We start from the raw sequence: 14118 nt of genomic DNA on the forward strand, positions 1-14118 counted from the left end.
TTTTTTGTTTATGTTATAATGTTATGAAAAAGTATTTATTATTGATTTTATCTTTTGCTTGTTTTACCACGTTAGCGCAAACTAAAGTTAGTGGTCATGTTTACGATGACACTAATTTACCTGTACCTTATGCTAATGTTTATTTTGAAGGTACAAGTGTTGGTACTATTACAGATGAAAATGGAACGTATTATTTAGAAGATGATGAAACTCACGAAACTATAGTATTTTCTTTTATTGGTTTTGAAACCCAAAAAGTGAAGCTTACCCAAAAAGTAAACTATAAGTTTGATGTTATCTTATTGGAAGGTGCTGCAGCACTTAAAGAAGTAGTGCTTGTGTCTGGAAAACAATCTAAGAAAAACAATCCTGCAATAGATATTTTACGTAAAATTTGGGCTAATAAACGAAGTAATGGTTTAAAGCAATACAAGCAATACCAATATGACAAATATGAAAAAGTAGAGTTCGATTTAAATACCATAGATAGTGCTACCATAAAAAGTAAACTATTTAAAGGTATGGAGTTTGTTTTTGAGCAAATAGACACCTCTAAAGTTACTGGTAAAACGTACTTGCCAATGTTTATAAATGAATCTTCGGCACAAGTTTATGGAGACAATGTTATAAAAGAAAAGCGTGAAATTTTAAAAGGAAACAAGAATTCTGGTTTTAGTAATAACCAAGTTATCATTGATTTTATTGACGATTTATATAGCGATTATGATATTTATGATAATTATCTAAAGTTTTTCGATAAAAGTTTCACTAGTCCAATTTCTAGAACAGGAATTCAGACTTATAATTATGTTTTAGCAGACAGTGCTTATATAGATAATAAATGGTGTTACAATATTATTTATTATCCAAGACGTAAAAATGAATTAACTTTTAAAGGTGATTTTTGGGTTGCAGATACCACTTTTGCTATTAAGGATATTAATATGCAAGCCTCTAAAAGTGCTAATATAAACTGGGTAAAAGAAATTTATATTGAACAAGAATTCGATGTTTTAAACGATTCTACTTTTCTAATAAAAAGAGATTATTTTATGTCGGATTTTGCTTTTAATAAAAAAGAAAAATCCCAAGGTATATATGGTAAGCGTACTACTTTGTATGATAATTATAAATTTGACGAAAAGAAAGAGTCTAAATTCTATAAAGAGAAAACATATAGTTTTGATGAGGATTTATACAATCAAGACGAAGAATTTTGGGATAAAAACAGAATGGAATCTTTAAGTAAAGATGAAAAAGGTGTGTACGTTATGCTAGATTCTTTAAAGAAAACCAAGAAGTTTAAACGGCTTTATAATTTAGGAAGTATTTTAGCTTCTGGCTATATAGAGTTTGACGAATTGAATCTAGATTACGGTCCTATTTTTTCAACTTTTGGATACAATGAAGTAGAAGGTACTAGATTACGTGCAGGAGGAAGAACGTATTTTGGACAGAACGATTTATGGCGTTTAGAAGGTTTTCTTGCTTACGGTTTTAGAGACAATAAATTTAAATATGGTATTTCTGGTAAGTGGCTGCTTGATAAAAAGAGCCGACTTATTATTTCTGGAGGAAATAGACGAGATGTAGAGCAAATAGGAGCGAGCTTAACGAGTTCTACAGATGTTTTGGGACGAAGTTTAGCCTCTTCTTCTGTAGTTGGAACAGGAACTAATGATAAGTTAACAAACCTTAATCTATCTACAATTGCATTAGAAGTAGAGCCTTTGCGTAACTTTATAACGCGTGTAAGTGGAACATACAAAACATTAGAATCTGCATCTCCTACCTTTAGTTTAGATTATTTTACAGATAATACGCAAACTGAAGTAGAATCTGAAATACAACAATTTGAAACTGCTTTGTCTTTCTCGTATTTTCCAAACCGTGAAATGACTGGTTTTGGTGTAGAACGAAGAACAAAAAACGATAATTTCTCTAGACTTTTTGCGCAGGTTACTGTTGGTGATCCTGGTTTATTTAATGGAGATTTTAATTATCAAAAAGTTCAATTTTCGTATTATCAACCTTGGTCTCTAGGTCCTTTAGGTCGATTAACAACTAGTATAGAGGTTGGTAAAACATATGGCGAAGTTCCGTTAGGCTTATTGAGTGTTGTGCCAGGAAATCAAAGTTTATTCTCCATATATAATACGTTTTCTAATCTAGATTTTTACGAATTTGTAACCGATGAGTATGCAACATTGCACGTAGAACATAATTTTAATGGTAGGCTATTTTCAAGAATTCCATTACTTAAAAAGTATAACCTCAGAGCTATTTTAGGTTTTAGAGGTGCAATGGGTGATGTGTCTCAAGAAAACAGAGATATTAATGCTTCAGGTTTAACTTATGTAGCGCCTAGCAAAGAAGCTTATTACGAATATAGTGTTGGTGTTGGTAATATTTTTAAAGTCTTTAGAATAGATTTTAACTTTAGAGGAAACTATTTAGATCCAACACTTAATCCAAATGCTAGAAAGTTTGGAGTTACTGGTAGTTTTGGTTTTTATTTTTAAAGAACTCCAAATTATTTAAACAAAAAAGGCTTCCTAAATGGAGGCCTTTTTTGTTGAGGTTTTTTACAAGTATTAAGTTGTTTTTAATTTTAAATAGTAAATCAACTTTAATATTAATTTCATAAAAAAAACCAAAGCGTTAGGCTTTGGTTTTTTTAGTACTGTGTATTAGAGTGTTATTTATCCTAAAAAAGGATAGCGATAATCTGTAGGTGTTACAAATGTTTCTTTAATCATCCTTGGCGATACCCAACGTTGTAAGTTTAAAATACTACCAGCCTTATCATTAGTTCCAGATCCTCTTGCGCCACCAAATGGTTGCTGTCCTACAACGGCTCCAGTTGGCTTATCGTTAATATAAAAATTACCAGCGCAGTTTTGTAATGCTTTAGTCGCTTCGATAACAGCATATCTATCCTGTGCTAAAATGGCGCCTGTTAAAGCGTAATCACTAGTAGAATCTACCAATTTCAATGTTTTAGAGAAATCGTTATCATCAAATACATAAATAGTCATTACAGGTCCAAAAAGTTCATCACACATGGTTGTGTATTTTGGGTCGTTAGTAACAATAACTGTAGGTTCAATAAAATAGCCTTTACTTTTATCATGACCTCCACCAACAATAATATCTGCGTTTTTATCAGCTTTTGCTTTGTCTATGTATTTTGCTAATTTATCAAAAGATCCTTCATGTATAACTGCAGTTATAAAGTTTTCCATGTCAGCAGGAGAACCCATTTTAAAAGATTTCACGTCTCTTACTAATTGTTCTTTAACTTCATTCCAAATACTTTTAGAAACATAAGCACGAGAAGCAGCACTACATTTTTGTCCTTGAAATTCAAAAGCACCACGAGCAATAGCTGTAGCAACTTGAGCAGGATGTGCTGTTTTATGAGCCACAATAAAATCTTTACCACCAGTTTCTCCTACAATTTTAGGATACGTTTTGTAGTTGTGGATATTGTTTCCTATTTGTTTCCAAAGTTCTTTAAATATGTAAGTAGAACCAGTAAAGTGCAATCCAGAAAAATCTGGACTAGCTAATACGGTTTCGGTTATCATTACTGGATCACCAAATACTACATTTATTACTCCTGGAGGTACACCAGCTTCTTCAAATACATCCATTATTACTTTTGCAGAATAGATTTGAGAATCACTAGGTTTCCATACCACTACATTGCCCATCATAGCCATACAAGCTGGTAGGTTTCCAGCAATAGCAGTGAAATTAAATGGAGTTACTGCGTAAACAAAACCTTCAAGAGGTCTGTATTCAATACGGTTCCATGCATCGCTTGTGCTTTCTGGTTGTTCATGATACATATCGGTCATAAACTGTACATTAAAACGTAGAAAGTCTATAAACTCACATGAAGCATCTATTTCTGCTTGGTGTATTGTTTTAGATTGTGCCATCATTGTGGCAGCATTAATTTTGGCTCTGTAAGGTCCAGCAATTAATTCGGCAGCTTTTAAAAATATTCCTGCTCTATGTTCCCAAGGCATTTCGGCCCAATTTGTTCTTGCTTCTAAGGCTGTAGATATAGCTTCGTCAACGTGAGTTTTTTCGGCTAAATGATAATGTCCAACAACATGTTTGTGGTCGTGAGGAGGAGACATTGGTTTAGTGTTTCCTGTCTTTACATCCTTTCCATTAATATACATTGGTACATCTAAAGTACTATTGTACATCTCTTTGTAAGCTTTAGAAATAGCTTCACGGTGTTCGCATCCAGGAGCATAAGCTCTTACAGGCTCATTTACTGCAATTGGTACATTAAAAAATCCTTTTCCCATTTTATATTTTGTATTAGTTGTCTAAATTTAAAGAAACAAAGTTACGAAATATTTAAGTATTTATTTCTGAAGGAAATGCCAAACAATTCTTATTTTTTTGTAAGTTGCCAGCTAATTTTACGGCTATCTAATTTATGTGTACAGTAAGTATTTTTTATAAAGGTAATAACGATTTTGTATTAACATCTAATAGAGATGAAGCACCAAATCGAAACGCATTATCTCCAGATTTTTATATTATTAATAATACCCAATTATTAATGCCTAAAGATGAGCAATCTGGTGGGAGTTGGGTTGGAACAAGTAATAAAAACAGAGTAGTTTGCTTATTAAATGGAGCATTTAGGCTTCACGAAAGAAAGCCAAATTACAGACAAAGTAGAGGTGTTGTAGTTACAGATTTATTAACTTGTGAAAATATTGAAGCTACAATAGAATCTTATAACTTTCAAAATATTGAACCTTTTACAATTGTAATTGCAGATTGGAATACCGATTTAAAATTTTATGAATTGGTTTGGGATGAAAAACAAAAACATTTTCAACAATTGCCATTGGCAACAAGAATATGGTCGTCTTCTACTTTATATACTGAAGAAAAAAAAGAATCTAGACGTAAATGGTTTGAAGCTTTCAAAACTGAAAATAAATTATCATCCAAGTCACTTCTAGAATTTCATAAAACAGCAGGACAAGGGAATGAGGATTTTGGAGTTGTTATGGATCGTGGGTTTGTAAAAACAACAAGTATTACTCAAATTGAAAAAACAGATGCTGCAATAGACTTGCAATTTCATAATTTAAATACTTCAAAAAAAACAGCAATAACTTTTAATCTTGCCGAAACTATTAATGAGTAACTTTAAAGATAACACAGGTGTAATTTTAACCTTAGCCTATCCGGATACTGTTGTATCGCACGCAGCAGAATGGTATTCTCCTTTATTAAGATTTGTAGGTATTGGAAGTAAAACTAGTGTTCGTGCTGGTCATGCAGCCTTAGTTTTAATTAATAAGGAAACAGGTGTTATAGACTATCATGATTTTGGACGCTACATAACTTCCGAGCCTAATGGAAGAGTTCGAGGAAGTAGCACAGATAACGAATTGTATTTTCCATTTAAAGCCGAAATTAAAAATAATAAGATTAATAATCTTGATGCTATTTTAAAATACTTAGCAACACATCCAAAAATAACACATGGAGATGGAAGATTAGTAGCTTCTGTTTGTTATAAAGTTAATTATCAAAACGCAAGAGCGCATATTGCTAGAATGCAAGAACGTGGTTTTATTTATTATGCAGCGTTTAAAAAAGAAGCTTCAAATTGTGCACGGTTTGTAACTAATAGTTTAATAGCATCTGTAACAGATGAGAATATTAAAAAAGCCCTAGAGAGTTCTAAGTGGTTTACACCAAGTACTGTTGGAAATGTATTGTTAGCAAATACTGGGAATCATTGTTTTCAAGTTTCAGACACTGGTATTATTTCAGAATACAAAGGTTCACAAAAAAGCGAAAATTTAAAAAACTTTTTAGATAGATTAAAGGATTATAAGCCAAACCACGAAGGAACTTTAAAACCACGAAAAGTAGACGGTATTCAAGAAAATGCACAATGGCTTTCTGGTATTGCAGCAGGTGCATGGTACGAGATTTATAAAACTGAAACTTTAAACCAATACCGTTACAAACGTATTTCTCCTTATGGAAACGTAGATTGTGATGCTATTTATGTGCCTGAAGATTCAAGTTTTAATTATGAGGAAAAATATGAAATTGTACATTATTCTAACTGCCATTTTTTTCATGTAAAGCAGCATAATAAAGTCTTTAGATTTAATAGGAAGTACGATTAGTTTGAGTTAAACTTTTTTAACAAAAACTTAATTTATAGCAAAAGGAGCACTTAATTTAAAGGTAGGAATAGTAACATTAAACTTTTTTGTGGTAGTAAAGTTTACCATTCCATAATGTCCTTGCATAGCACCAAATGGAGACGTAAGTAAGCACCCAGAAGAATAAGTATGAGATTCGCCAGGTTTTAATACCGGTTTTTTACCAATAACGCCTTCTCCAGAAACAGTTTCAACATTATTTAAGGCATCAAGAATTATCCAATGCCTTGCATTGAGTTGCACAGAGTCTTTACTCTGGTTTTCTATAATAACCTTATATCCAAAAGCGTAGTGTATTTTATAATTTTTATAAAATGTGCCTTCAAAATTGGTTTCTACCGAAATTTTTATGCCTCTTGTTACTTGTTGAACCATTTTTGTTTTCAAAAATTCTATGCTAAAATACTAATATAATCACAATAATAACGGTCTGTTTAATGAGATTTAACTAATAAACGTCGTTTAATTGGTTAGGTTAATAGAGTTTCCTTCGCCAAAACCTACTATTCTATCATATCTAGCACCTAAGTCTGTATAATACACTAAAACTATATAGCTGTTTTCTGTTTGGTGAAAATTACCACTAATTGCATTTTCATCTATACTGCCATCTTCATTTTTAATAACATACTTATAGCTATAAAAACCTTGTTTTAAAAGAAGTTTGCCTTCATAAGTGTTTTCATCACTATAATATGTTAATTGTGTGCTTTCATCTACAGCATAGTTATTAAAATTACCATAAACATGTACCGTTTGTCCTTTTTTAACTTTGTTAAGTTCTAAAGTAAAATGAACTTGAGTGTAGTCTGCTTCAATTGTTGGATTATCTGTATCTAAAGCTGTAATAAGAAAGTTACCATTAATATCTGGATTGTAAGTGTAATCACGATCTACTCTAGGCGAGTTTCTATATAAATAACTATTATAAAGCTCTTTAAGTTCTATAAATTGAACACCAGTATTTGCACCTCTTAGGTCTTTGTTTTCAAAATACAGATATTCATTTCCAGCATAAAAACTGGTGCCTTTTACGTAACGGTATTGCAATTCGTTACCTAAAAGATATTGAGGTTTAATGTTTTTAATAGCTGTTCTTAAATTGTTATTTTGAATAATTACTGTTCTTACGGTTTCTAGTGGATTATTAAATCTTAGAGTTGAAGAGTTGATAGCAATATCTACAGTGTGCTTATCTTTTATTTCGCTAACATCGCGAGAGCGTCTAATAGCAACACCAACATTAGCAATGTCTTCGAAAACCATAAATTTTCTGGTAAATTCTATCTCATCATCTTCATTATAAATAGTAATAAGGTAATTTCCAGATTTTGTAATAGCTTGTGTTTGCTCGTTTGGTATGGTTAAGGTGAAATGAGAATACATTTGATAAGTGTTAAATGAATTATTCCATATTCTAATACGCTGCTCATTAAAACCTTTTAAATATTCAGCTTGCACTAAAACTGAAGGTGTCCAATCGTAATTATAATGTTTAATCTCGTAATAATAATCATCCTCATTTCCATTAAGTACATCAAATTCTAAAATAAGGTATTCGCCAAGTTTTAAAATTGGTAATTGACTTTCTGGAGTGTCGCCTTTAAAAGTAATTGTTTTAATCTCTTCGGTAGGATTTATTTCTTCAACTTGAGAAAAAACTGAAGTTGTAATAAATACAAAAATTAAAAATTGTTTAACGTTAAATGCCATTAATAAGGGTTTTCTTGTTGTAAAGATAAACAAAATCCATGCCTGTTTTCAAACTTCAACATATCTAACCAAAAATCTATTAATTTATTGTGAAATCTTTATTATTAATTTGTATTTTTGCAGCGATTTTTGACCCTCATAAAGTCACATAGCTAAACTATTAACAAATAGATTTATACACATGTCAAACGACATTAAGATTAAAAAAGGTCTAGATATTAAACTTAAAGGTGCTGCAGAAAAGGCAACAGAAAATGCCATAATAAGCAATACTTGTACAGTTAGACCAGAAGACTTTCACAGTGTAATTCCAAAGTTATCGGTTAAGGTTGGAGAAAAAGTAAAGGCTGGACAAGCTTTGTTTTTTAACAAAATTAACGAAAACGTAAAATTTGCTTCACCAGTTTCTGGAGAAGTTATTGAAATTGCTCGTGGTGAAAAACGTAAAATCCTTTCAATAAAAATTCAAGCAGACAAAGAACAGTTATATCACGATTTTGGTTCTTTAAACACTGAAGTAGCTAAAGTTGAAAAAATAAAACAGCATTTATTAGATTCTGGATGTTGGACTTTTATTAAACAACGTCCTTACGATGTGATTGCAAATCCGGAAGTCGCTCCAAAAGCAATTTTTATTTCTGGTTATGCAAGTGCACCATTAGCTGCAGATTTAGATTTTACTTTAGCTGGTAAAGAAGCAGAATTGCAAGCAGCAGTTTCAGCTTTATCTAAACTAACCCAAGGTAAAGTTCATGTTGGAGTTGGTAAAAATGGAAATTCGCCATTGGCAGGATTGTCTAATGTATCAGTTCATAAAGTTTCTGGTCCACATCCTGCAGGAAATGTAGGAACTTTAATTAACAAAATAGATCCTGTAAACAAAGGCGAAACAGTTTGGACTGTTGCTGCACAAGATTTAGTTATAATTGGAGAGTTATTATTAACTGGAAAATTTAATGCAGAACGTACTGTTGCCTTAGTTGGCTCTTCAGTTAAAAAACCACGTTATTTTAGAACTAAGATAGGTAGCGAAATAGCAACAATGGTTTACGATAACGGTGTGGATAAAGATGGGAACGATCGTATTATTTCTGGTAACGTTTTATCTGGAAAACAAGTAAAACCAGATGGCTGTTTAGATTATTATAGTAACGTAATATCTGTAATTCCAGAAGGTGATGATTACGAGTTTTTTGGTTGGAACAAACCAATTTTTAATAAAATCTCTGTATCAAGAGCTTTTACTTTTTCATGGTTAACACCTAAAAAAGAGTTTGCTTTAAATACAAATACTAATGGAGAGCATCGTGCTTTTGTAACTACAGGAACCTACGAAGAAGTATTTCCTCTAGATATATTTCCAATGCAAATTTTAAAATCTTGTATGTATCAAGATTTAGACGAAATGGAAGCATTAGGAATGTACGAAGTTGCACCTGAAGATTTCGCCTTAACAGAATTTGTTTGTGTGTCTAAGCAACCACATCAAGATATTATTAGAAAAGGTTTGGACTTAATGCTTAAAGAGATAGGATAATGAGTTTAAAAAGTAATTTACACAATTTAAAAGAGAAGTATAAAGGAACCAAAATGGCTCCTGCATTTAATGCAATTCATACTTTTTTATACTTGCCAAATGAGACAACGCACAACGGAACTCACATTAAGGTAGCCGATGATTTAAAACGTACAATGAACATAGTTATTATGGCATTAGTACCTTGTTTAATTTTTGGAATATTTAATGCAGGTTACCAACATTATGCAGCTATTAATGCAGCAAAAGGTGTTGTTACAGAAGCTTCTTTATTAGGGAACTTTATAACTTGGGATAACTTTATAATTGGAGCATGGACTGTTTTACCACTAGTAATAGTGTCTTACGGTGTTGGTTTAATTGTAGAATTTATTTTCGCAGTAATAAAAGGGCACGAAGTAGAAGAGGGTTATTTAGTAACAGGTATGTTAGTGCCATTAATAGTACCTATTGATATTCCATTATGGATGTTAGCAGTTGCAGTTATTTTTGGTGTAGTAATAGGTAAAGAAGTTTTTGGAGGTACAGGAATGAATATTCTAAATCCAGCATTAACCATTCGTGCTTTCTTATTCTTTGCATACCCAACTTGGATGTCTGGAGATAAAGTATGGGTTCACAAAGCACAAGAATTAGCAGGAACTCCAGATGCAATTTCTGGCGAAACAATACTTGGTGCATATGCACAAGGAAACACATTGCCTAATATTGATACAATGGACATGTTCTTTGGATTTATTCCTGGATCTGTTGGTGAAACCTCAAAACTATTAATTTTAGTAGGTGCAGGTCTTTTGATTTTCTCAAAAGTAGGAAGTTGGAGAATAATCACAAGTACTTTAATAGGTGCTTTAGCTATGGGAGCAATATTTGAGTTTTTAGTAGTTGGAACAGGAATGATTACAGAAAGCTCTAAGTTTTTTGGACTAATGAGTATGCCTTTCTGGCAACATTTAATTGTAGGTTCTATATTATTTGGTGCTGTTTTTATGGCAACAGATCCTGTTACAGCATCGCAAACTAATAAAGGGAAAATAATTTATGGTTTCTTAATTGGTTTCATTTCAATAATGATTCGCGTATTTAATCCAGCTTATCCAGAAGGAGTATTCTTAGCGATTTTATTAATGAACGTATTTGCGCCAACAATTGATCACTACGTGGTTCAAGGAAATGTAAAACGCAGAATGAAACGTTTAAAAGTTAAAACAGCATAATTATGGCAGTTAACACAGATAAAAATTCATATACAATACTATTTGCTATTGCAATGGTAGTAGTAGTAGGTTCGTTATTAGCCTTTACAGCATCGTCTCTAAAGCCTGCGATTACTAAGAATAAAGAAATTGAAAAGCAACAGAATATTCTGTATGCAATGGGTTTTAATGAAAATGAAGGTACTGGAGATATTACTTTTATTTCTACAGAAAAAGCTGCAGAATCTTTTACTGCAAATGTATCAGAACAAATTGTTCTTGAAGTAAAAGACGGAAAAGTTTTAAAAGAAATGACTCGTGATGAGTTCATGAAATCTAAAGCGCCAGGTGCTGGAAAAGAACCTTATTTAATAGATGTTAAAAAAGAACAAACCAAAGAAAAAAATGGTGAGTCAAGGTTTTTACCATTGTTTAAAGGAACACAAGATGGTAAAACAGTTTATGTAGCGCCAATTAGAGGTAAAGGTCTTTGGGATGCTATTTGGGGATATGTTGCAATAGATATAGATATGGTTATTAAAGGCGCATTTTTTGACCATGCTGGAGAAACTCCTGGTTTAGGAGCGAACATTAAGCAACGTTATTTTATGGATGATTTCTATGGTGAAGGTTTAGTAACTGATGCTGGTGTATTTAAAGGAATCAAAGTTGCAAAAGGAAATAACGACCCACTAAATAAAGATAAAGACGATTACGAAGTTGATGCTTTAGCTGGTGCAACAATTACAGGAGATGGTGTATCTGCAATGATTAAAAAAGATTTAAAATTGTATTTACCATACTTTCAAAATTTAAAAAATAAGAATAACTAATATGGGACTACTTTCAAAAAAAGACGCAAAGTTAATCACAGATCCATTAGCAGATAACAACCCAATTACTATTCAAGTATTAGGTATTTGTTCTGCATTAGCAATTACTGCGGAGCTTAAAGCTTCTTTAGTAATGGGAATTGCTGTATTATTTGTTTTAGGCGTAGGTAATGTAGTTGTCTCTTTAATGCGTAACATCATTCCTTCAAAAATTAGAATTATTGTGCAACTAATTGTAGTGGCTGCTTTAGTAATTATTGTAGATCAAGTACTAAAAGCTTTTGCTTACGATTTAAGTAAAACACTTTCAGTATTTATTGGACTTATTATTACCAACTGTATTATTATGGGTCGTTTTGAAGCGTTTGCATTAGCAAACAAACCTTGGCAATCTTTTTTAGATGGTATTGGTAATGCTCTAGGTTATGCAGTTATTTTAATAATTGTTGGCTTTTTTAGAGAGCTTTTAGGCTCTGGTACACTTTTCGGTATTCCAGTACTTGGAGATGCTATCGAGAAAACAGGTGTTTACGCCCTTGGTTACGAAAATAATGGTTTTATGTTAATGCCTCCAATGGCCTTAATAATAGTAGGACTTATTATTTGGGTACAACGTAGTAGGAATAAAGATTTAATAGAAGACTAAAAAACAGTATGCAGTTAACAGTATTTAGTAATTAGACTCACGACTATTTACTAACGACTAAAAACTGATATTAAAAGAATATAAAAATGATAGAACATTTAGAATTATTTTTCAAGTCAATTTTTATTGACAATATGGTGTTTGCGGTTTTCTTAGGTATGTGTTCATACTTAGCCGTTTCTAAAAAAGTAGCAACAGCAGTAGGACTTGGAGCAGCAGTAATATTTGTATTAGCTATAACAGTGCCATTAAACTGGTTGTTAGACCAATATTTATTACAACCAGGTGCATTAGCTTGGGCAGATGGAAGTAGTAACGGAGAAGGTTTCTCTGGTATGGATTTAGGATTCCTTTCATACATTATGTTTATTGCAACCATTGCAACTATGGTACAATTAGTAGAGATAGTAGTAGAGAAGTTTTCACCTTCATTATATAATTCTCTTGGTATTTTCTTACCATTAATTGCAGTGAATTGTGCCATCTTAGGAGGATCGTTATTTATGCAAGCTCGTGAAATAGAATCGTTTGGTTTAGCTGTTAACTACGGAATCTCTTCTGGAATTGGTTGGTTTTTAGCAATATTAGCAATTGCAGCCATTCGTGAAAAAATTAGATACTCTAACGTACCAGCACCTTTAAGAGGATTAGGAATTACATTTATCATTACTGGTTTAATGGGTATTGGATTTTTAAGTTTTGGAGGTATGTTAACAGGAGGAGAGGAAGAAGCAGAGCAATTAACAGAGCCAAAATCTCAAGTTGAACAAGTACAACAAACTGAACAAGCTAATCAATTAGCCGAAAACACTAAAATAACAAAGTAGTATGATTTTAGCAGCAGGAACAGGAACAACAGTATTAACAACAGTAGTAGCGTTTTTAATTATAGCGTTAATATTAATAAGTTTATTATTATTTGTTAAGCAAAAATTATCACCATCAGGTCCAGTAAAGATCTTAATTAATGGTGAGAGAGAAATAGAAGTGGCTTCAGGAAGCACATTGTTATCCACTTTAGGTGCCGAAAAAATATTTTTACCTTCTGCCTGTGGTGGTGGTGGAACATGTGTTCAATGTGAATGTCATGTATTATCTGGAGGAGGAGAAGCGCTTCCAACTGAAACACCTCACTTTTCAAGAAAGGAATTAGCACATGGTGTACGTTTATCTTGTCAGGTAAAAGTAAAACAAGACATGGAGATTACTATTCCAGAAGAAGTTTTTGGAATTAAAAAATGGGAAGCAACTGTAGTTTCAAACTATAATGTAGCTACATTTATTAAGGAATTTGTAGTTGAAATCCCAGAAGATATGGGTTATAAAGCTGGTGGATATATTCAAATTGAAATTCCAGAATGTGAAATAAAATTCTCAGAAATGGACGTTTCTGCACATCCAGAAGATCATCCAGGTGAACCAGATAAGTTTAAAGCAGATTGGGAAAAGTTTGGTTTATGGCCTTTAGTTATGAAGAATAACGAACTTGTTGAACGTGCTTACTCTATGGCTTCTTATCCTGCCGAAGGTAGAAAAATTATGCTTAATGTACGTGTTGCAACACCTCCTTTCGATCGCGCCAAAGGCGGATGGATGGATGTAAATCCAGGTATAGCTTCATCATATATTTTTAATCAAAAAGAAGGAGATAAAGTAACAATTTCTGGACCTTACGGTGAATTCTTTATCAACGAATCTGATTCTGAAATGTTATACGTAGGTGGTGGAGCAGGTATGGCACCAATGCGTTCTCACTTATATGAATTATTTAGAACCTTAAAAACAGGACGTAAAGTAACGTATTGGTATGGAGGTCGTTCTAAAGCAGAATTATTTTACATACATTACTTTAGAGCATTGGAAAAAGATTTCCCAAACTTTAAATTCTACTTAGCATTATCTGAACCTATGGAACAGGATAACTGGAAAGTTAAAGAAAACATAGATGCTCCTGGAGATGGATTTA

General features: G+C 32.3%; 12 protein-coding genes. 9 read left to right on the top strand and 3 right to left on the bottom strand.

Going from position 1 to position 14118, the window contains the following annotated elements; genetic code table 11:
- Positions 1 to 23: 23 nt before the first annotated feature.
- The gene (locus Q0C58_RS08000; protein ID WP_290699777.1) at positions 24 to 2522 is read left to right on the top strand and encodes a DUF5686 and carboxypeptidase-like regulatory domain-containing protein; all 2499 of its coding nucleotides are present in this window, start codon (positions 24 to 26) and stop codon (positions 2520 to 2522) included.
- Between the two features lie 180 nt (positions 2523 to 2702).
- On the opposite strand, the gene pruA is transcribed toward Q0C58_RS08000, so the two are convergent.
- On the bottom strand, positions 2703 to 4328 hold the full coding sequence (gene pruA, locus Q0C58_RS08005) for an L-glutamate gamma-semialdehyde dehydrogenase (protein ID WP_290699780.1): 1626 nt from the start codon (positions 4326 to 4328) through the stop codon (positions 2703 to 2705).
- A gap of 134 nt (positions 4329 to 4462) precedes the next feature.
- On the opposite strand from pruA, the gene Q0C58_RS08010 reads away from it, so the two are divergent.
- The gene (locus Q0C58_RS08010; protein WP_290699783.1) at positions 4463 to 5188 is read left to right on the top strand and encodes an NRDE family protein; all 726 of its coding nucleotides are present in this window, start codon (positions 4463 to 4465) and stop codon (positions 5186 to 5188) included.
- Positions 5181 to 6188, top strand: coding sequence for a DUF6695 family protein (locus Q0C58_RS08015; protein ID WP_290699785.1), 1008 nt, complete (start codon positions 5181 to 5183; stop codon positions 6186 to 6188). The genes Q0C58_RS08010 and Q0C58_RS08015 overlap by 8 nt, the downstream gene beginning before the upstream one ends.
- A 27-nt stretch (positions 6189 to 6215) precedes the next feature.
- Here Q0C58_RS08015 and apaG read toward each other — a convergent pair whose 3' ends face one another.
- Positions 6216 to 6602 carry a Co2+/Mg2+ efflux protein ApaG gene (gene apaG / locus Q0C58_RS08020; RefSeq protein WP_290699787.1) on the bottom strand — a complete coding sequence of 129 codons (387 nt, stop codon included), beginning with the start codon at positions 6600 to 6602 and terminating at the stop codon, positions 6216 to 6218.
- Between the two features lie 87 nt (positions 6603 to 6689).
- A complete protein-coding gene (locus tag Q0C58_RS08025) occupies positions 6690 to 7940 on the bottom strand; it encodes a type IX secretion system plug protein domain-containing protein (RefSeq protein ID WP_290699790.1) in 1251 nt (416 codons plus the stop codon).
- A 181-nt stretch (positions 7941 to 8121) separates the two neighbouring features.
- Between Q0C58_RS08025 and Q0C58_RS08030 the strand changes: the two genes are divergently transcribed.
- The 6 genes from Q0C58_RS08030 to nqrF form a co-directional block, all read left to right on the top strand.
- Positions 8122 to 9477, top strand: a complete 1356-nt coding sequence (locus Q0C58_RS08030) for a Na(+)-translocating NADH-quinone reductase subunit A (protein WP_290699792.1) — start codon at positions 8122 to 8124, stop codon at positions 9475 to 9477.
- A complete protein-coding gene (locus tag Q0C58_RS08035; RefSeq protein WP_290699795.1) occupies positions 9477 to 10694 on the top strand; it encodes an NADH:ubiquinone reductase (Na(+)-transporting) subunit B in 1218 nt (405 codons plus the stop codon). Before Q0C58_RS08030 ends, Q0C58_RS08035 begins: the two co-directional genes overlap by 1 nt.
- A 2-nt stretch (positions 10695 to 10696) precedes the next feature.
- Complete coding sequence (locus Q0C58_RS08040; RefSeq protein ID WP_290699798.1) at positions 10697 to 11506, top strand: Na(+)-translocating NADH-quinone reductase subunit C; 810 nt, start codon at positions 10697 to 10699, stop codon at positions 11504 to 11506.
- 1 nt (position 11507) lies between these two features.
- Positions 11508 to 12152, top strand: coding sequence for an NADH:ubiquinone reductase (Na(+)-transporting) subunit D (locus Q0C58_RS08045; RefSeq protein WP_290699800.1), 645 nt, complete (start codon positions 11508 to 11510; stop codon positions 12150 to 12152).
- A gap of 86 nt (positions 12153 to 12238) precedes the next feature.
- Positions 12239 to 12979, top strand: coding sequence for an NADH:ubiquinone reductase (Na(+)-transporting) subunit E (gene nqrE / locus Q0C58_RS08050; RefSeq protein WP_290699802.1), 741 nt, complete (start codon positions 12239 to 12241; stop codon positions 12977 to 12979).
- A gap of 1 nt (position 12980) precedes the next feature.
- Positions 12981 to 14118, top strand: a 1138-nt coding sequence (gene nqrF / locus Q0C58_RS08055; RefSeq protein WP_290699805.1) for an NADH:ubiquinone reductase (Na(+)-transporting) subunit F, incomplete at its 3' end; no start/stop codon positions are given.

Origin of the sequence: Lacinutrix sp. (genome assembly GCF_023299985.1) — a bacterium.
Taxonomy (GTDB): Bacteria; Bacteroidota; Bacteroidia; order Flavobacteriales; family Flavobacteriaceae; genus Lacinutrix.

What these genes read in the sequence shown, in the direction of transcription:
- Q0C58_RS08015 (WP_290699785.1), top strand. Translation starts at nt 5,181, where the DNA reads ATGAGTAACTTTAAAGATAACACAGGTGTAATTTTAACCTTAGCCTAT.
- apaG (WP_290699787.1), bottom strand. Translation starts at nt 6,602, where the DNA reads ATGGTTCAACAAGTAACAAGAGGCATAAAAATTTCGGTAGAAACCAAT.
- Q0C58_RS08000 (WP_290699777.1), top strand. Translation starts at nt 24, where the DNA reads ATGAAAAAGTATTTATTATTGATTTTATCTTTTGCTTGTTTTACCACG.
- Q0C58_RS08045 (WP_290699800.1), top strand. Translation starts at nt 11,508, where the DNA reads ATGGGACTACTTTCAAAAAAAGACGCAAAGTTAATCACAGATCCATTA.
- Q0C58_RS08040 (WP_290699798.1), top strand. Translation starts at nt 10,697, where the DNA reads ATGGCAGTTAACACAGATAAAAATTCATATACAATACTATTTGCTATT.
- Q0C58_RS08030 (WP_290699792.1), top strand. Translation starts at nt 8,122, where the DNA reads ATGTCAAACGACATTAAGATTAAAAAAGGTCTAGATATTAAACTTAAA.
- pruA (WP_290699780.1), bottom strand. Translation starts at nt 4,328, where the DNA reads ATGGGAAAAGGATTTTTTAATGTACCAATTGCAGTAAATGAGCCTGTA.
- Q0C58_RS08035 (WP_290699795.1), top strand. Translation starts at nt 9,477, where the DNA reads ATGAGTTTAAAAAGTAATTTACACAATTTAAAAGAGAAGTATAAAGGA.
- Q0C58_RS08025 (WP_290699790.1), bottom strand. Translation starts at nt 7,940, where the DNA reads ATGGCATTTAACGTTAAACAATTTTTAATTTTTGTATTTATTACAACT.
- Q0C58_RS08010 (WP_290699783.1), top strand. Translation starts at nt 4,463, where the DNA reads ATGTGTACAGTAAGTATTTTTTATAAAGGTAATAACGATTTTGTATTA.
- nqrE (WP_290699802.1), top strand. Translation starts at nt 12,239, where the DNA reads ATGATAGAACATTTAGAATTATTTTTCAAGTCAATTTTTATTGACAAT.